The organism is Aestuariivirga sp., from assembly GCF_037139295.1.
Taxonomy (GTDB): domain Bacteria; phylum Pseudomonadota; class Alphaproteobacteria; order Rhizobiales; family Aestuariivirgaceae; genus Aestuariivirga.
This window is the reverse complement of record NZ_JBAXGR010000074.1, coordinates 1-17,641: the sequence shown is the minus strand read 5'-3', so window position 1 is coordinate 17,641 and position 17,641 is coordinate 1. Positions and strand designations below refer to the sequence as shown.

Genomic DNA, 17,641 nt, shown 5'->3' with positions numbered 1-17,641 from the left:
ATCTTCACCAGCGGCATGCCGAACACCGATCCCATGGTCGCCCGCACGCAGTCCGGCGCCCACGGGTCGCAGGATTGTCCGGCCAGGATCACGCCCGCCGCCCCCGCCGCATCCGCCGTGCGGATGATGGTGCCGAGGTTCCCCGGATCGCGCATGTCCTCCAGCGCCACCCACACTCCCTCGGGCTTCACGGTCTCGGCCCAGCGCTGCCGGAACACCCCGATCTGCTCCGGCGGGTTCTTCTGGGCGCTGACCTGGCCCATCACGCGCTCGTCCAGCTGGATCAGCGCCGCCTTGCCCCAGGCCTCGCTGTGACCGGTTGACAGCAGATAGACGGGCTCCCAACCCTCTGCCCGAGCGCGCTCCAGCACCTGCCGGCCCTCTGCCACGAAAAGCCCGTGCTCCTGCCGGTGCTTCTTGTCCTCGAGCGAGCGGATCAGCTTGATGGTCGGGTTCTGGGCGGATGAGACGATGAGCATGGGGACTTCTTAGAAGGTTCGGTGTCGGGAGGAAAGCGAAGCCCCCAACTCCCTCTCAGGACCGCTCAGGAGCCATCCTAACGCCATCTGGATGGGTTTCTGGGCTACCCAGCTAGGGGACTAGCCAAACATAACGCCTGCCAAAAACAATCGTTACAAACGTGATTATGAGCGAGCCGTCCCGTCAGAGGTTTTGACATGCCGCCGCCGGGCTCCTCCGCTATACTGCTCGCCATGAACATCCTGCCCAACATCAAGACCGGCATCTCGGTTTGCCCGCATGACTGCCCTTCCGCCTGCGCCCTCGAGGTGGAGGTGCTGGATGAACGCACCATCGGCCGGGTGCGCGGGGCGAAGGAGAACAGCTACACGCTGGGCGTCATCTGCGAGAAGGTGGCGCGCTATTCCGAGCGCATCCACCATCCGGACCGGCTGCTCTATCCGCTGAAGCGCAAGGGGCCGAAGGGCTCCGGCGAATTCCAGCGCATATCCTGGGATGATGCCATGTCCGAGACGGCGGAGGCCATGCTCAAGGCTGAAGCCGAATATGGGCCAACCTCCGTCTGGCCCTATTTCTACGCCGGCACCATGGGCTACGTGATGCGTGACGGCATCAACCGCCTGCGCCATGCCAAGGGCTATTCCAACCTCGGCGACACCTTCTGCGTGGCGCTGTCGTGGTCAGGCTATCTGGCGGGCACCGGATCCATCTCTGGCGTCGACCCGCGCGAGATGCAGAAGTCAGACCTGATCGTGATCTGGGGCGGCAACCCGGTGAACACCCAGGTCAACGTGATGACCCACGCCATGAAGGCGCGGAAAGATCGCGGTGCCAGGATCGCGTGCGTCGACATCTATGAAACCGGCACGATGAAGCAGGCCGACATCAAGCTGCTGATCCGCCCCGGCACTGACGGTGCACTCGCCTGTGCGGTGATGCATGTGCTGTTCCGCGACGGCTATGCCGACTGGCCCTATCTCGAGAAATACACCGACGCGCCGAAGGAATTCGCCGAACACCTGAAGACGAAGACACCGGAGTGGGCCGCGAAGATCTGCGATATCCCGGCCGCGGATATCGAAGCCTTCGCCAAACTGATCGGCGAGACCAAGCGGAGCTTCTTCCGCATCGGCTATGGCTTCACCCGCTCGCGCAATGGCGCGCCCAACATGCATGCCGTCACCTGCATTCCGGCTGTGACGGGCGCTTGGGCCCACGAGGGCGGCGGGGCGCTGCATTCGAACAGCGGCATGTATGGCATGAACAAGACCATGATCGAGGGGCTGGACGTGCGGAAGCCGGGCATCCGCATCCTCGACCAGAGCAGGATCGGCGCTGTTCTGCTGAACGATCCTTACGATCTGCAGGGCGGCCCCCCGGTGAAGGTGCTGTTCGTCCAGAATACCAATCCGGCCTCCGTTGCGCCTGACCAGACCAGGGTGAAGCAGGGGCTGGCGCGGGAAGACCTGTTCACCTGCGTCCATGAGCAGTTCATGACCGAGACGGCGAAGTTCGCCGACATCGTACTGCCCGCCACCATGTTCCTCGAGCATGACGACATCTATCAGGGCGGCGGCCATTCCCACCTGATGTATGGCCGCAAGCTGGTGGACGCGCCAGGCGAGTGCCGCAACAACCATGAGGTGATCTGCGAGCTTGCAAAGCGGGTGGGTGCGGAGCACCCGGGCTTCGACATGAGCCCGCGCGAGCTCATCGACTGGACCCTCGTCAATTCGAAGAAGCCCGGCCTCGACGTGCTGGACGCAGAGAACTGGGTGGACGTGATGCCCGAGTTCGAGCGGGCCCATTTCCTGAAGGGTTTTGGCTTCCCGGATGGAAAGTTCCGCTTCCGTGCCGACTGGCGAAAGGTGCGCTTCCGCTCGACCGAGGTTCCGGTTGGTCCGGTGGAGATGCTGCCAAGTTTCCCCGACCATTGCGAGACGATCGAGGAAGCCACGGCGGATTATCCCTTCCGGCTGGCAACCAGCCCGGCCCGCACATTCCTCAACTCGACTTTCAATGAGACGCCGTCCTCACGGAAGCGCGAGGGCCGTCCCACCGTCTTCGTCCACCCGGATGACATGGCGGCGCTGCGGCTTGTCGACGGCCAGAAGGTCAAGGTGGGCAGCGCCCGTGGCACTGTCACGCTCCATGCCAAGACCCATGATGGCCAGCGCCGTGGCGTGTTGATCGCCGAATCGATCTGGCCCAACGATGCTCACGAAGACGGGCATGGCATCAACACACTGACGGGGGCCGACCAGCCGGCGCCCAACGGCGGCGGCGCCTTCCACGACAACCGGGTGTGGATCAAGCCGGCCTGAATTCGTTTACGATTCGTTAATCCGTGTGCGGAGGGAACCCGGGCGCGCCATTTCACGTTGTGGCCGCAATCATGCCCCGAACTTATCGCCATTGCGCGCGATAAGGGAGCATCGAATCGAGGTTCCAATGTCCCGCCGCATCCTGGCCATCATGGCCGTCCTGCTCGCTGCCGCAACGGCCGCCACCGCCGCCTCTGCCGTCCCCGCACCGCTGCGGGCGGTGTCGGAGTTCGTGCTGTCGGTGGCGTAAGGCTCTCGCCCGGTGGCTCTTAAGGCAGCGTCCCGATCCGGTCCGCCAGAAGTTTGAAGAAGCCTTCCGCGTCGACGTCACGGATCACCGTCGCGTTAGGCGGCCGCTTGGTCACATGCCACCAGTCGACGACCGTGGCACCCATGGTGAGCTCCGACTCGCATTCGACTGCGACGTTGACCAGCCGCCCCTTGAACAGTTCCGGCTTGAGAAGCCAGGCGATCACGCAGGGGTCGTGCAGCGGGCCGCCGTCGGTGCCGTATTTGTTTTCGTCGAAGCGCTCGAAGAAATCGAGCATGGCGGCTACCGCCGGGCCTGACTTGTTCGGCATCTTGCGGAAGGCCTCGACGCGCTTGGCCGTGGTCAGTGCCTGGTGGGTGCAGTCGAGCGGGATCAGCGTGAAGGGGATGCCGGCGTCGAGCACCAGCCTGGCCGCGTGCGGGTCGACGTAGATGTTTAACTCTGCGGCGGGCGTCACGTTGCCCTGCTCGAAATAGCCACCGCCCATGGCGACGATCTGCTTGATGCGCCCGGCGATACGGGGCTCCCGCACCAGTGCCAGTCCGATGTTGGTAAGTGGTCCCAGGGTGCAGAGGGTCACGGTGCCGGCGGGTCGCGACATCAGTGTCTCGACGATGAAGTCCACCGCATATTGGTCCTGCAGCGGCATCGTCGGTTCGGGCAGCACCGGCCCGTCCAGGCCGGTCTTGCCGTGCACTTCCTCGGCGGTCACCAGCGGGCGGATCATCGGGCGGATGGCGCCGGCGAAGACCTTGGTTTCCGGCTTGCCCGCAAGCTCGCAGATCTTGCGGGCGTTCTTTTCGGTCAGCGCCAACGGTACGTTTCCGGCAACCGCGGTGATGCCCAGCACCTCGAACTCGGGCGAGGCGAGGGCGAGCAGGATGGCAACGGCATCGTCCTGACCGGGATCGGTATCGATGATGATGGGCAGCGACCTGGTCATTCTCTCTCCTCGATGATGCGGTTTGCCAGCCAGGCCAGTGCCTGCGGATAGATCTTGTGCTCTTCCTTCAGGACGCGCGCGGCGAGTGTGTCCGGCGTGTCGCCCGGCAGTACCGGCACCTCGGCCTGCATCAGGACCGGGCCGCCGTCGAGTTCCGGCGTCACCATGTGCACGCTGCAGCCGGCCACCTTGGCGCCTTCGGCAATTGCCCGTTCATGGGTATGAAGGCCCTTGTAGGCCGGAAGGATGGAGGGGTGAATGTTGATGATCCGCCCATCCCAGCCAGCAATGAAATCGGCCGACAGCACCCGCATGAATCCCGCAAGCGCAACGGCCTCCACATCCTTGGAGCGGAGATATGCATCGATGGCCGCGTCATAGGCTTCTCGCGTGGGGTAGGCCGTGTTGTCGATGACCTTGGTCGCGATGCCATTCGCGGCGGCGAACGCCAGCCCCTTGGCGTCGGCCTTGTTCGAGAGCACGCAGACGATATTCGCCGGAAAGTCAGCAGCCCGTGCCGCCTCCACCAGCGCCATCATGTTGGAGCCGCGCCCCGAGATGAGGATGGCGGTGCGGGCCTTGGTCATTTCACCGCGAGGGCACCCGCGAGTGCCACCTGTTCTTCCGTGCCCTTGCGCTTGCGGATGGAGCCCAGTGTCACCACCGTCTCGCCCGAGCGCTTGAGGGAGGCCGAAACCTTCTTGGCGTCCTTGGCCGCGGTGACGACGATCATGCCAATGCCGCAGTTGAAGGTGCGCAGCATCTCGCGCTCGGCAACGCCGCCCACCGACTGCAGCCAGTCAAAGACCGGCGTATAGGGCACCGCGTCGAGGTTGATCTCGGCCACAGTGGTCTTGGGCAGCACGCGCGGGATATTCTCGATGAAGCCGCCTCCCGTGATGTGCGCAAGCGCCTTGATGGCGTCCGTGTGCTTCATCGCCTTGAGGATGGGCTTCACATAGATGCGGGTTGGGGCGAGCAAGGCTTCGCCCAGCGTCATCTTGCGGTCGAAGGGGGCCTTGGAGGTGTATTCGACGCCACTCATTTCCACCAGCTTGCGGACCAGCGAATAGCCGTTGGAGTGGGGGCCCGAGGAGGCGAGGCCGAGGATCACATCGCCCGGCTTCACGTCGCGCGGCAGCAGTTTCTTGCGTTCAGCAGCGCCCACCGCGAAGCCGGCGAGGTCGTAGTCGCCGCCGTGATACATGCCCGGCATTTCGGCCGTCTCGCCGCCGATCAGGGCACAGCCCGCTTGGCGGCAGCCGTCGGCGATGCCGGCGATGACCTCGGCGGCGGCCTTCACGTCCAGCTTGCCCGTCGCGTAATAGTCGAGAAAGAATAACGGTTCGGCACCCTGGACCACAAGGTCGTTTACCGACATGGCCACGAGGTCGATTCCCACCTCGTGGTGGCGTCCGGTCTCGATGGCGATGCGCAATTTGGTGCCCACGCCGTCATTGGCGGCGATCAGGACCGGGTCCTTGAATCCGCAGGCCTTGAGGTCGAACAGGCCGCCGAAGCCGCCCAGTTTCGAATCAGCGCCTTTGCGGCGGGTGGACCGTGCCAGCGGCTTGATGGCCTCCACCAGGGCGTTTCCGGCGGAAATGTCCACCCCGGCATCGGCGTAGCTGACGCCGTTTCCTGCTGCTTGTTTCGCTCTGCTCATGCCGCTAGTTTGCCCCAAATCTCTGGTGGAGGTGCCCGGTGGGGCGTCCTTAGCCCGAAGCGCTTCTGGAATAAAGCGCGGAACGGACGCCGGAGACATGTGTGGAAAGTTTAGGACCGGCATTTTGAACGTCATTCGTATGTTGCAGGGCCCCGCAATCGCGGCGGCTCTCGCCGGTTTCCTGGCGCTCGCCGCCATTGTCCTGCCGGCCGTCGCGGGCGGTCCGGTGGAGACCAGCCCCTTCGCCGTGCAGGGTGTCGAGGTGGATGTCACATCCACCGACGCGACTTCCGCCAAGAACCAGGCCTTGATGGACGTTCAGGTGAAGGCCTTCTTCCAGCTGCTCGAGCGGCTCGGTTCGCCCGAGCTTGCCGCCCAGCTGAAGGAGAAGCTGAAGCCGGAGGACATCGCGCCGTTCCTGCGCTCGCTGTCGATCGAAAAGGAAACCTCGGCACCTGGCCGCTATATCGGCACCTTCACGGTGCGTTTCCTGCCAGCGAAGATGCAGAAGTTCCTTGCAGGCTACAACGTCAACGTCTCCGCCCAGCAGGCAGACCCGGTGCTGGTGATCCCCGTCTACCGCACGCCCGAAGGCCCGAAGCTGTGGGAGGACAATCCGTGGCGCCAGGCCTGGATCGACCTCAAGGGCGAGCAGGGCGAACTGCCGATCATCATTCCGCTGGGCGACAAGGAAGACGTTGACGCGCTGACCGCGCAGGATGCGCTTGGCGGCGACACCGTGAAGCTTGATGCAATCCGCAAGCGTTATGACGCGGCGAGCCTTCTCGTTGCCCAGGCCGAGCCAACCGAGGAAGGACTGCATGTCTATATCGAGGGCGACACCAAGCTTGGCCGCGTGAACATCAACAAGGTCTACACGCCCGAGACGACCGAAGACGGCACCGCGGTTGCCGTCGAGGCGGCGGCGACCCTGGCCTTCCAGAAGGTTCTGCTCAAGGCCTACCAGACACAGGCCGCCGCGGCAGCCGAGGCGAAGGCGGCGCGGGACAACACGCCACAGTCGCTGGACGTCAACGTGCCGTTCAATTCGCCGCGCGAGTGGAATGCCATCCGATCACGCATCCTGAGCACGCCCAATGTCTCGGCGGTCGATCTCTCGAGTCTTGATTTCAGCGGGGCGACCATCCGCCTCGTGTATACTCACAGTGTCGAGGAATTGCAGGGCAATCTGCAGCGTGTGGGCCTCGGCCTCTCGCAGGGTGGGGGCGGCTGGGTGATCCAGCCCATGTAGGGGCGGGAGCGATGCGCAATATCCCCAATCTCATCTCGGTTCTGCGCCTTCTGCTGGTGCCGCTCACGGTTTGGTTGATCATCTCCGAGGCCTATGGCTGGGCCTTTGTGACTTTCATGGCTGCCGGCATATCGGACGGAATTGACGGTTATCTTGCCCGTCGCTTCGACTGGCGGACCCGGCTTGGCGCCTATCTCGATCCGCTGGCCGACAAGACGCTTCTGGTGTCGGTCTTCGTGACGTTGGGCCTTCTCAAGCTGATTCCGGCGTGGCTCGTCATCACGGTGGTATCGCGCGATGCACTCATCATCGGTGCGGTGCTGCTGTCGCGCCTGATGGATCACCCGGTACATGTCCGGCCGCTCATGGTGAGCAAGGTGAACACTGTTGGGCAGATCGCGTTTGCGGTCTCTGTTCTTGGGGTCGCCGCCCTTGGAAAGCCGCTCTCGGGCCTTGTGGAGTACGGCAGCATACCTGTCGCCCTGTTGACTGCGCTGTCAGGTGCTGCCTATCTCGCGTCATGGCTCCGCCACATGGCGGAGCAACCGGAAGAGGACAAACGCCCGTGACACTGCAGAAACAGGTTCTGATCTGGGCCGCCTCCTTTGCGGTGCTGGTGTTCGGTCTGTGGCTGCTCAGCCCCATCCTGCTGCCGTTTCTGGCTGGCTTCGTGCTGGCCTATTTCCTCGATCCCATTGCTGACCGGCTTCAGAAGTGGGGCTTCTCCCGCCTCACCGCGGCGCTGCTGATCGTCGTTGTGGCTCTGGTCGTGGTGGTGACGAGCCTCGTCGTCTTCGTGCCGATGCTGGCCGACCAGGTGGGCCGTTTCGCCGGTGAACTCCCGGCACTGATCCAGTCACTGTCTGCTCGCCTCAATGCCTGGGCCCCGAGTTGGATGAAGGATGCGGTGAACAACAGCGGCACTGACATCCAGGCCTCGATCACCCAGTTTGCCGGCAATGCCGCGGACTGGATCCTGAGCGTGTTGAAGACGCTGCTGTCGGGCGGATTGGCACTGGTCAATCTTGTGTCGCTTCTGGTGGTCACCCCCATCGTCGCCTTCTACATGCTGGTCGACTGGGACCGCATGCTGGATGCCATCGACAGCTGTGTACCGCGCGATTACGTCGACACGGTGCGCGAACTTGGCCGCGACGTGAATTCAGCCATGGCGGGCTTCATTCGCGGGCAGGGCACCGTCTGCCTGCTGCTCGGCATCTTCTATGCGGCGGGGCTCACTTTTGCAGGGTTGAAGTTCGGCCTGGCAATCGGGCTCCTGGCGGGCGCTCTCACCTTCATCCCCTATGCCGGGGCGATGACGGGCGGCGTTCTCGCCATCGGTGTGGCGCTCGTGCAGTTCTGGCCGGACTACTGGTCGATTGGCCTTGTTGTCGGGGTCTTCGCCGTTGGCCAGTTCCTCGAGGGCAATTTCCTGTCGCCCAAGCTCGTCGGCAAGAGCATCGGGCTGCACCCGGTGTGGCTGATGTTCGCGCTCTTTGCCTTTGGTTATGTTTTTGGCTTCGTGGGCCTGCTTCTGGCGGTTCCGATGGCCGCGGCGGCCGGCGTGCTGGTGCGCTTTGCGCTGAGGCAATATCTGTCGAGCCGGCTCTATCTTGGCGCTGATGATACCGAGGGGCCTCCCGTTCCCGTTGAATTGATCGAGGCGCCGCCGAAGTCGATCGAGAACCGCCCGGCATGAGCCGCCAGCTCGTGCTCGATCTGCCGCTGCGCACTGCACTTGGCCGCGAAGACTTCCTCGTCACGCCCTCGAACGCGGCCGCCGTGGCCATGATCGACAGCTACCCAGACTGGCCGCACCACGGCGTGGTGCTGGTGGGTGACGGTGGATCCGGCAAATCCCACCTCCTCGAAGTCTGGCGGCAGGCCTCCGGCGCGCGGCTCATCACGGCGGCCCAGCTGTCGTCCGAGCCACCGGACAAGCTTCTCGAGAGTGGCGCGCTCGCCATCGACAATGCACCTGGCGACACGCTCGACGAGCGCGCGCTGTTCCATCTCCTCAACCTGACGCGGCAGACGGGCGGCCACGTTCTGATCGCCTCGACGGCTGATCCTGCCCAGTGGATGGTGCAGCTCCCCGACCTTGCCTCACGTCTCAAGGCGCTTGCCGTGGCACGGCTCGACCCGCCGGACGACGCACTGCTGCGCGGCGTCCTGGTCAAGCATTTTGCCGACCGGCAGATCGCCGTCGAAGAGCCCGTGATTTCCTACCTGATGCTGCGTATGCCGCGCTCGCTGGACGCGGCGCGCGCCATCGTCGCCGAACTTGACTCGTTGGCCCTGGCTGAGAAGGCGGCCGTTACCCGCGCGCTGGCGGCCCGGGTACTTCAGCACATGACCGAGCCCGGGCTGTTCCCGGACGAGGGTTAACGCTGCCTGAAGTCGGGGTTCACCGATCCGTCACAGGCCTGTTATAGTTCCGGCCACGCTCCAATTTCCGAAAGGCGGCCATGAACGAGCACCTTCCCAGTCCGGAGACCATGACGGCCGGGGACCCGCAGAGGTTCATCAACCGCGAAATCTCGTGGCTGGGCTTCAACATGCGGGTGCTTGAAGAGGCGCGCAACACGGCCCACCCGTTGCTCGAGCGGCTCCGGTTCCTGTCGATTTCGGGCAACAACCTGGACGAGTTCTTCATGGTCCGCGTGGCGGGTCTCGTCGGCCAGGTGCGCGAGAAGCTCACGCAGCTGAGCGATGACGGCATGACTGCGCAGGAACAGCTCGACCGTGTCCGCGCGCTTGCCCTGGAGCTGATGGCCGAGCAGGATCGGCGGTGGATCCATCTCACCCAGGAGCTGGCGCAGAACGGCATTGTCATCACCGATGGCACCGACTTGCTCCCGCATGAGAAATCATGGCTCGACCAACGCTTTCTCGAGCAGATCCTGCCCGTGGTCACCCCCATCGCCATCGATCCGGCGCACCCGTTCCCCTTCATTCCCAACCGCGGCTTCATCATCTGCCTCGAACTCAAGCGGCGCAAGGACGGCGGCAACATGAACGCGCTGCTGCCCATCCCGCCGCAGCTGGACCGCTTCGTCAGGTTGCCCACCCTCGAAGGGCAGGCGGCCGTCCGCTTCATCTCGCTCGAGAACATGCTGAGCCTGTTTATCCCCCGGCTCTTCCCCGGATACGAGGTGACGGGCAGGGGCGTCATGCGCCTCATCCGCGACAGTGACCTTGAAATCGAAGAAGAGGCCGAAGATCTCGTCCGCGTTTTCGAAAGCGCCATCAAGCGCCGCCGCCGCGGGTCGGTGATCCGCATGGAGGTGGATGCCTCGACCCCGCCGTCGCTGCGTGAATTCATCGCCGAGGAGCTGGCCGTCCACCGCGACGCAATTGTCGAATGCGCTGGTCTCGTCGGCTATTCCGATACGCGGCTGCTGATCCTCGACGAACGCCCCGACCTCAAGTTCAAGCCCTTCATGGCGCGCTTCCCTGAGCGCATCCGCGACCATGGCGGCGACTGCTTCGCGGCCATCCGCCAGAAGGACATCGTCGTTCACCATCCATACGAATCCTTCGACGTCGTGGTGCAGTTCGTGCTGCAGGCAGCGAATGACCCGGACGTGGTGGCCATCAAGCAGACGCTCTATCGCACGTCCAAGGACTCACCCATCGTCGCGGCACTGGCCAAGGCTGCCGAGGCAGGCAAGTCCGTCATGGCGCTGGTGGAGCTCAAGGCGCGCTTCGACGAGGAGGCCAACATCCAGTGGGCGCGCGACCTCGAGCGCGCCGGCGTGCAGGTGGTGTTCGGCTTCATCGAACTGAAGACCCACGCCAAGGTCTCCATGGTGGTCCGGCGTGAGTCAGGCGCCATGCGCACCTATGTGCATTTTGGCACCGGCAACTATCACCCGATCACCGCCAAGGTGTACACCGATCTCTCCTTCTTTACGTGCGACCCGGCATTGGTTCGTGATGCCGCACGGTTGTTCAACTTCATCTCCGGGTATGCCCAGCCGGAGGATCTCGAGAAGATCGCTCTTTCTCCGCTGAACCTGAAGAAACTTCTCCTCGACCGTATCGACGAAGAGATCGAGCATGCCAAGGCGGGCCGCCCGGCACAGATCTGGGCCAAGCTCAATTCGGTGGTCGACCCCGGCATCATTGACGCGCTTTACAAGGCAAGCAACGCGGGGGTTCAGATCGACCTCGTGGTGCGCGGCATCTGCTGCCTGCGGCCGGGAGTTCCCGGCCTCTCTGAGAACATCCGTGTCAAGAGCATCATCGGACGCTTCCTCGAGCATTCGCGTATCGTTTGCTTCGGCAATGGCCATGCGCTGCCCAACAAACACGCCCGGGTCTACATTTCCTCGGCCGACTGGATGCAACGCAACCTTCACCGACGCGTCGAGACGCTGATCCCGATCGAGAATCCCACAGTGCATGACCAGGTGCTGGACCAGATCATGATGGCCAACATGATGGACAACCAGCAGAGCTGGGAACTGCTCGCCGACGGCTCCTCGCGTCGCATCGCCCCGGGGTCTGATGAAGAACCGTTCAATGCGCATGACTATTTCATGAAGAATCCGTCGCTGTCTGGACGAGGCCGCTCTCAGGCCGGCAACGTGCCGCCAGAGATCATCGAACGCGTCAAGAAGAAGAAGACGAAGGCGAAGCCGTGAACTGGGACAATTGGCACAAGGGCTTCCGTACCGAACCGCCGAAGTACCGGCCCGTGGCGGTCGTCGATATCGGATCAAACTCGGTGCGTCTTGTCGTCTATGATGGCCTGCGTCGGTCGCCGTCGCCCATCTTCAATGAAAAGATCCTCTGTGGCCTCGGCCGCGGCGTTGCCACCAAGGGCAAGCTTGCCGAGGAGGGGATCACGCGGGCCATTGCCGCGCTGAAGCGCTTCCGTGCTCTCGCCCGGCAGATCGGTGCCAAGCACGTTTATGCGGTTGCCACCGCGGCGGCACGCGAGGCCTCCAATGGCCCGCAGTTCATCGTGAAAGCCGAGAAAGCTCTGGGCTGCGACATCAAGATTCTTACCGGCAAGGAGGAGGCGCGTTACGCGGCCCTCGGTGTGATCGCCGGCATTCCGGGTGCTGATGGCGTCGCGGGTGACTTGGGAGGCGGTTCGCTCGAACTCATCGACATCAAGGACGGCAAGCTGCGTGACGGCGTGACGCTGCCACTGGGACCCTTGCGCCTCATGGACCTCTCGGGCGGTTCCATCGACAAGGCGCGCGAGATCATCGACGAAACCTTTGCCCGAACGGACATTCTCAAGTTGCTCGAGGGCCGCACCTTCTATGCGGTTGGTGGCACCTGGAGAAATCTTGCCAAGCTGCACATGGCGCAAAGCCATTACCCGCTGCACGTGCTCCACTGCTACCGGCTCACCAAGCCCCAGGCCATGTCGCTGTCGGGGCTGGTTGCACATCTCTCGCCGAGTTCACTCAAGGAAATTCGCGAGGTGTCGCGGAGCCGTTCAGACACCATGCCCTTCGGTGCCCTGGTGCTGGAACGCCTGCTTGATCATTGCCAGCCGTCCGCCGTGGAGATTTCCGTTTATGGCGTGCGCGAGGGCATGCTGTTCTCGAAGCTGCCGGGCCGCAAGCGCAACGCCGATGCGCTGCTCTCGTCCTGCTGGGACTTCGCCCGCCGCTATGCCCGCTCGCCCGAGCACGAGATTGAACTTTGCGACTGGACGGACCAGCTGTTTGGTCCTGGCAAGTTGCCGGAAACCGACGAGCAGCGCCGCCTGCGCTATGCCGCCTGCCTCCTCGCAGACATCGGCTGGCGCGCCCACCCGGACTATCGCGCCGAGCGCTCGCTTTCCATGATCTCGCAAGCCGCCTTCGTCGGCGTCGACCATCCAGGACGGGTGTTCCTCGCGCTCACTGTCTTCTACCGCTATGATGGAGAAGGTGAGGATGGTGACGGCTTGAACCGCATTCTTGACGACGAGGCCCACCAGCGCGCCCATCTTCTGGCATCGATCTTCCGGCTGGCCTACATCCTTTCTGCTGCCATGCCGGGCATGCTGCCCAACATCGGCCTCAAGCTGGGCGACAACAAAACGCTGATACTGCGGCTTCCCAAGAGACTTGAAGACCTTGCCGGTGAACGCGTCGAGAAACGTCTCGCTGGCCTTGCGGCCGAAATCGGTCGCACCGGCAAGTTGGTGATCGGGCGCTAGCCGGAAACTGGTTCACCACAAGGTCTGCGGTTTCCACTTGCGATAGCGCTTTCGCAATGCAACAAATGCTGCATTGCAACCGAGAAAGAGCCGCCACGTGGCAAAACCGAACAAGACCACCCAGAAGCCGATCCTGATCGACCTCGCCCTGCAGGGCGGTGGCTCGCATGGCGCATTCACCTGGGGCGTGCTCGATCGCATGTTGGAGGAGAAGCGCTTCACCATCGAGGCGATCTCCGGAACCTCCGCCGGTGCCATGAATGCCGCCGTCCTTGCCGATGGCTGGAACAAGGGCGGTGCGGAAGGAGCGAAGGCAGCGCTTGAAGCCTATTGGCGGCGGGTCTCGGAGGCGGCCGCCTTCAGCCCGTTCCAGCGCACCTTTATGGACCGCATGATGGGCCGCTGGTCGCTTGACCATTCCCCTGTTTATCTCGCCATCGACCTGCTGACGCGCGTGGCATCTCCCTATGATCTCAATCCCTCCGGCTTCAATCCGCTGAAGCCGATCCTTGAGGAAAGCATCGACTTTCCGGCGCTGGCGAAGTCGCCCATCAAGCTCTTCATCACCGCCGCCAATGTGCGCACCGGTCGCGGCCGCATCTTCCGCAATGACGAGATCACCGCCGATGTGTTGCTCGCCTCCGCCTGCTTGCCGACCATGTTCCAGGCGGTCGAGATTGGCGGCGAGTCCTATTGGGATGGTGGCTATGCCGGTAACCCCACCATCACGCCGCTGGTGCGTGAGAGCGATGCGAGTGACACGATCCTCGTGCAGATCAATCCGCGCGAGCGTTCCGAGGTGCCGCGAACCGCAGCGGAAATCCTTAACCGTCTGAACGAGATTTCCTTCAATTCACCGTTGATGAAGGAGATCCGCATGATTGCCCTGCTGCGCCAGGTTGTCGATCCGGGCACGGGCGAGGGTGCCCGCTGGGCCCGCATGCGCACGCATCGCATCATGACCGAGAAGCTGGCCGAGCTTGGGGCGTCGTCCAAGCTCAATGCCGAGTGGGAATTCATCGACATGCTGCATGCCGAAGGGCGCAACGCGGCCGACCAGTTCATCGCCGAGCATGGCGATGACGTTGGCAAGCGCAGCAGCGCTGACATCGACGTGCTTCTGGCGGAGAGCTGATCCATGGGACTGTTGGGAATTCTCGTTGGCCTCGCGATCCTGATCGCGTTTGCCTTCCGGGGCTGGAGCATCCTGCTGCTGGCGCCCATCGCGGCACTTGTTACCGCGATGTTCTCCGGCGAGCCGCTGCTGGCGCATTGGACGCAGGTGTTCATGCAGAGCGGCGCGGGCTTCATCGCGCAGTTCTTCCCGCTGTTCCTTCTCGGCGCGCTGTTTGGCAAGCTGATGGAGGATTCAGGTTCGGTCACCGTCATCGCCAACTGGATGGTGGAAAAACTCGGCATCGGACGTGCCATCCTTGCCGTGGTGCTTGCGGGTGCGCTCGTCACCTATGGCGGCGTCAGCCTGTTCGTCGCCTTCTTCGTGCTGGCACCCATGGCGCAGGAACTGTTCCGCTCCGCCGGTATTCCGCGTCGCCTCATGCCAGCGGCCATCGTGCTCGGCACCTCAACCTTTACGATGTCGGCGCTGCCCGGCACGCCGTCGATCCAGAACGCCATTCCCATGCCGTTTTTCGGAACCACGCCCTTCGCGGCACCGGGTCTTGGCATCATCGCCTCGATCGTCATGCTGGGTTTCGGGTTGTGGTGGCTTAACCGTGAGGAAGCCCGCGCTCGGTCGCGCGGCGAGGGCTTTGGCGATGGCAGGCCGGCAAGCGCCAAAGATCTTGCGTCAGATGAAAAACTGCGCGAGCGTGCGACATCGGCTCGCGAGTTCGACCCGGCTGAAATCGGTCATGGCGAGGTGGCCCTCAAGCCGCCCTCGATCCTGTTTGCGGCGCTGCCGCTTGTCGTGGTCATTGTCGTCAACATCCTGATGTCGTTCTTCATCCTGCCGCGGGTCAACGCCGACTTCCTGGCCGAACCGCAGTGGGGCGCCACCTCGCTCTCGGCGCTGAGTGGCGTGTGGGCGGTCATCACCGCGCTGGCCGCCGCCATCATCGTGGCGCTCATCATCAACGTCCGTCGCCTGCCAGCGCTCAAGAGCACGATCGATGCTGGCGCCAATGCTTCGGTTCTGCCCATCATGTCGGTGGCGAGCCTTGTCGGCTTCGGCGCCGTCGTGGCGGCCATGCCGGCCTTCAAGGATGTGAGCGACTGGGTGCTGGGCATCGGTGGCGGACCGTTGGTCTCGCTCTCGGTTGCGGTCAACGTGCTGGCAGCACTCACGGGCTCGGCCTCGGGCGGGCTCACCATCGCGCTCGATGCGTTGGGTGGCACCTTCCTGGAACGCGCCGCCGCCATCGGTCTCGATCCGTCGTTGCTGCACCGGGTGGCGGTCATCAGCTCCGGCACGCTCGACAGCCTGCCGCACAATGGCGCCGTCGTAACGCTGCTCGCCGTGTGCGGCTCAAACCACAAGGAAGCCTACCGTGACATCGTCATGGTGGGCATTCTCGGCGCTGTGCTGGCGCTTGTCGTGGTGATCGTGCTGGGCGGGATGTTCGGGTCGTTCTGAACCTTTAAGGTCCATCATGCCCGGGCTCGTCCCGGGCATCCTTTTCCCCGGCACTAAAAAGGATCGCCGGGTCAAGCCCGGCGATGATGAGAGGACGGAGACACGGTGATCGGCACCGCGTGCCTACTCGGCCGCCGCCTTCAGGTCACGCACTGCTGGCAACACGCGGACGCGCCCTCCTTCGAAGCCAATGACCGCTTCGCCGCGCTTGATAGCGAGGGCGAGGTCGCCGAACAGTTCGCGCCGCCAGCCGTGCATCAGGTGAACGTCAGCGGCATCGTCTTCGGCAATGGCATCGATGTCGGAGCTTGATGCCACGAGTTTTGGCGCAATGCCTTCCTTTTCGCAAACAACCTTCAGCGCCAGTTTCAGCACTTCAGCTGCAGCCTGCGCTGCATCGCTCATGTCGTCGCGGCCGTCGTCCGGCTGGGGCAGGGACTTCTGGTCCACCGCGAGCCCGGCGGCAACAGCCTTGAGAACTGCGTCGCCGATGCGCGAGGCTGCCATGCCCTTGGGAAGGGCCCGCAGCTGGTTGAGCGCTTCCCGCGTCTGCGGCATCTGGGTGGCGATTTCGGCGAGCGCATCGTCCTTCAGCACCCGTGAGCGTGGCACGTTCTTGTCACGTGCCTCGCGTTCGCGCCAGGCGGCCACTTCCACCAGCACGCCTAGCTGCTTCTTGGCTCGCAGCCGCACCTTGATGCGCTTCCAGGCATCTTCCGGTTCCGTGCGGTAGGTCGCAGGGTTGGTGAGGATGATCATTTCCTCCCGCAGCCAGTGCTCGCGTCCCGTGCGGTCAAGTTCGGTCTTCAGCGCCTCGTAGACGACGCGGAGGTGGGTCACGTCCGCCAGCGCATAGACCAGCTGCTTTTCGGTGAGCGGGCGGCGCGACCAGTCGGTGAAGCGCGAGGACTTGTCGATCTGCGCCTTGGCGAGTTTGCGGACGATGGCTTCGTAGCCGACCTGGTCGCCGAAGCCGCAGACCATGGCGGCGATCTGGGTGTCGAACACCGGGTGCGGCACGATGCCGGCGCGGTGGACCATGATTTCGATGTCTTGCCGGGCCGCATGGAAAACCTTGAGAACCTTCGGATTGTTCATCAGCTCGAAAAACGGCTTCAGGTCGATTCCCGGGGCGAGTGGGTCGATCAGCCCGTTCACCGTTTCGCCCGCCACCTGGATGAGGCAAAGGTCCGGCCAGTAGGTCGATTCCCGCATGAATTCGGTGTCGACGGTGATGAAGGTCTCACTGGCGAGGCTGTCGCAGAGGCGGAAGAGCGATTCGGTGGTGGTAATCAGGTCCATGGACGCAGGGAAGCGCGAACCCCCTCTCAGGTCAATGGTTAGTGCAGAAAAGTTCTAAATGTCGGGTTTCATCGATATTTCAGTTATTTGAAGCCGATTTCAGAAGCAATGTGGGAACTTTGCCATCAGCGCGCCCTGATTGTTGGGTAATGTGAGATCATCCGCCGGAACAAGCTTCAATCATTCCCTTGACTTGCCAAATTGATCCTAGCATAACGCGCCCACCAAACGGCCCGGGCGACCCCCGGGCTGATTGGCGTTTGGCCTAAGCAGTGTCTGCCCTTTACCGAGGGTGATGCGGGGGAGTGTCCCGAGCGGCAAAGGGGGCGGACTGTAAATCCGCTGGCTTCGCCTTCGTAGGTTCGAGTCCTACCTCCCCCACCACTGCTTGGGGCCGGATGCCAGCAATGGGTCGATGGAGTTTGGACACAGTAGTTTTGGGTTTCCCGGGCGGGTGTAGCTCAATGGTAGAGCAGCAGCCTTCCAAGCTGAATACGAGGGTTCGATTCCCTTCACCCGCTCCAAAGTTTGAAGTGTGAATGCCGCTTGGCGGCCAACAGGGTAGACGACGATGGGCAAAGAGAAATTCAACCGCGACAAGCCGCATTGCAACATTGGCACGATTGGCCACGTTGACCACG

General features: G+C 63.3%; 15 protein-coding genes and 2 tRNA genes. 12 read left to right on the top strand and 5 right to left on the bottom strand.

All coding sequences use genetic code 11. From position 1 onward, the window contains the following. The coding region (locus WCJ41_RS15945) for a TrmH family RNA methyltransferase (protein ID WP_336906823.1) at window positions 1-479 on the bottom strand (479 nt) is incomplete at its 3' end. 234 nt (window positions 480-713) lie between these two features. Here WCJ41_RS15945 and WCJ41_RS15940 point away from each other — a divergent pair. Further along, complete coding sequence (locus WCJ41_RS15940; RefSeq protein WP_336906824.1) at window positions 714-2,804, top strand: molybdopterin oxidoreductase family protein; 2,091 nt, start codon at window positions 714-716, stop codon at window positions 2,802-2,804. A gap of 127 nt (window positions 2,805-2,931) precedes the next feature. Continuing rightward, on the top strand, window positions 2,932-3,054 hold the full coding sequence (locus tag WCJ41_RS15935) for a hypothetical protein (RefSeq protein WP_336906822.1): 123 nt from the start codon (window positions 2,932-2,934) through the stop codon (window positions 3,052-3,054). Between the two features lie 19 nt (window positions 3,055-3,073). On the opposite strand, the gene WCJ41_RS15930 is transcribed toward WCJ41_RS15935, so the two are convergent. Genes WCJ41_RS15930 through purM form a run of 3 tightly spaced genes read right to left on the bottom strand, consistent with a single transcriptional unit; the run spans window position 3,074 to window position 5,684 of the window. Then, window positions 3,074-4,018 carry a nucleoside hydrolase gene (locus WCJ41_RS15930; RefSeq protein WP_336906821.1) on the bottom strand — a complete coding sequence of 315 codons (945 nt, stop codon included), beginning with the start codon at window positions 4,016-4,018 and terminating at the stop codon, window positions 3,074-3,076. After that, window positions 4,015-4,605 carry a phosphoribosylglycinamide formyltransferase gene (gene purN / locus WCJ41_RS15925; protein WP_336906820.1) on the bottom strand — a complete coding sequence of 197 codons (591 nt, stop codon included), beginning with the start codon at window positions 4,603-4,605 and terminating at the stop codon, window positions 4,015-4,017. Before purN ends, WCJ41_RS15930 begins: the two co-directional genes overlap by 4 nt. Continuing rightward, window positions 4,602-5,684: a phosphoribosylformylglycinamidine cyclo-ligase gene (gene purM, locus WCJ41_RS15920; RefSeq protein ID WP_336906819.1), complete on the bottom strand. Its 1,083-nt coding sequence runs from the start codon at window positions 5,682-5,684 to the stop codon at window positions 4,602-4,604. Before purM ends, purN begins: the two co-directional genes overlap by 4 nt. A gap of 124 nt (window positions 5,685-5,808) precedes the next feature. On the opposite strand from purM, the gene WCJ41_RS15915 reads away from it, so the two are divergent. From WCJ41_RS15915 to WCJ41_RS15880, 8 genes are all read left to right on the top strand, one after another. Continuing rightward, a complete protein-coding gene (locus WCJ41_RS15915; RefSeq protein ID WP_336906818.1) occupies window positions 5,809-6,936 on the top strand; it encodes a DUF2066 domain-containing protein in 1,128 nt (375 codons plus the stop codon). Between the two features lie 11 nt (window positions 6,937-6,947). Further along, complete coding sequence (locus WCJ41_RS15910; RefSeq protein ID WP_336906817.1) at window positions 6,948-7,505, top strand: CDP-alcohol phosphatidyltransferase family protein; 558 nt, start codon at window positions 6,948-6,950, stop codon at window positions 7,503-7,505. After that, window positions 7,502-8,635, top strand: coding sequence for an AI-2E family transporter (locus WCJ41_RS15905; RefSeq protein WP_336906816.1), 1,134 nt, complete (start codon window positions 7,502-7,504; stop codon window positions 8,633-8,635). Before WCJ41_RS15910 ends, WCJ41_RS15905 begins: the two co-directional genes overlap by 4 nt. Beyond that, window positions 8,632-9,324: a hypothetical protein gene (locus WCJ41_RS15900; protein ID WP_336906815.1), complete on the top strand. Its 693-nt coding sequence runs from the start codon at window positions 8,632-8,634 to the stop codon at window positions 9,322-9,324. Before WCJ41_RS15905 ends, WCJ41_RS15900 begins: the two co-directional genes overlap by 4 nt. A gap of 80 nt (window positions 9,325-9,404) precedes the next feature. Beyond that, complete coding sequence (locus WCJ41_RS15895; protein WP_336906814.1) at window positions 9,405-11,585, top strand: RNA degradosome polyphosphate kinase; 2,181 nt, start codon at window positions 9,405-9,407, stop codon at window positions 11,583-11,585. Next, complete coding sequence (gene ppx, locus WCJ41_RS15890) at window positions 11,582-13,105, top strand: exopolyphosphatase (RefSeq protein WP_336906813.1); 1,524 nt, start codon at window positions 11,582-11,584, stop codon at window positions 13,103-13,105. Before WCJ41_RS15895 ends, ppx begins: the two co-directional genes overlap by 4 nt. Before the next feature lie 97 nt (window positions 13,106-13,202). After that, window positions 13,203-14,240 (top strand): patatin-like phospholipase family protein, encoded by a 1,038-nt coding sequence (locus WCJ41_RS15885; protein ID WP_336906812.1) that lies wholly within the window; start codon window positions 13,203-13,205, stop codon window positions 14,238-14,240. Between the two features lie 3 nt (window positions 14,241-14,243). Then, a complete protein-coding gene (locus tag WCJ41_RS15880; protein ID WP_336906811.1) occupies window positions 14,244-15,698 on the top strand; it encodes a GntP family permease in 1,455 nt (484 codons plus the stop codon). Between the two features lie 123 nt (window positions 15,699-15,821). Here WCJ41_RS15880 and rnd read toward each other — a convergent pair whose 3' ends face one another. Continuing rightward, the gene (rnd, locus tag WCJ41_RS15875; protein WP_336906810.1) at window positions 15,822-17,000 is read right to left on the bottom strand and encodes a ribonuclease D; all 1,179 of its coding nucleotides are present in this window, start codon (window positions 16,998-17,000) and stop codon (window positions 15,822-15,824) included. 299 nt (window positions 17,001-17,299) lie between these two features. On the opposite strand from rnd, the gene WCJ41_RS15870 reads away from it, so the two are divergent. Both WCJ41_RS15870 and WCJ41_RS15865 read left to right on the top strand, forming a co-directional pair. Continuing rightward, window positions 17,300-17,384 (top strand) — tRNA-Tyr (locus tag WCJ41_RS15870). A gap of 66 nt (window positions 17,385-17,450) precedes the next feature. Then, a tRNA-Gly gene (locus tag WCJ41_RS15865) sits at window positions 17,451-17,524 on the top strand. Window positions 17,525-17,641: the final 117 nt, after the last annotated feature.

Bases quoted from the DNA above. Each gene is read 5' to 3' on its own strand.
- rnd (WP_336906810.1), bottom strand. From the start codon at position 17,000: ATGGACCTGATTACCACCACCGAATCGCTCTTCCGCCTCTGCGACAGC.
- WCJ41_RS15940 (WP_336906824.1), top strand. From the start codon at position 714: ATGAACATCCTGCCCAACATCAAGACCGGCATCTCGGTTTGCCCGCAT.
- purN (WP_336906820.1), bottom strand. From the start codon at position 4,605: ATGACCAAGGCCCGCACCGCCATCCTCATCTCGGGGCGCGGCTCCAAC.
- WCJ41_RS15880 (WP_336906811.1), top strand. From the start codon at position 14,244: ATGGGACTGTTGGGAATTCTCGTTGGCCTCGCGATCCTGATCGCGTTT.
- WCJ41_RS15910 (WP_336906817.1), top strand. From the start codon at position 6,948: ATGCGCAATATCCCCAATCTCATCTCGGTTCTGCGCCTTCTGCTGGTG.
- WCJ41_RS15900 (WP_336906815.1), top strand. From the start codon at position 8,632: ATGAGCCGCCAGCTCGTGCTCGATCTGCCGCTGCGCACTGCACTTGGC.
- purM (WP_336906819.1), bottom strand. From the start codon at position 5,684: ATGAGCAGAGCGAAACAAGCAGCAGGAAACGGCGTCAGCTACGCCGAT.
- WCJ41_RS15930 (WP_336906821.1), bottom strand. From the start codon at position 4,018: ATGACCAGGTCGCTGCCCATCATCATCGATACCGATCCCGGTCAGGAC.
- WCJ41_RS15895 (WP_336906814.1), top strand. From the start codon at position 9,405: ATGAACGAGCACCTTCCCAGTCCGGAGACCATGACGGCCGGGGACCCG.
- WCJ41_RS15935 (WP_336906822.1), top strand. From the start codon at position 2,932: ATGTCCCGCCGCATCCTGGCCATCATGGCCGTCCTGCTCGCTGCCGCA.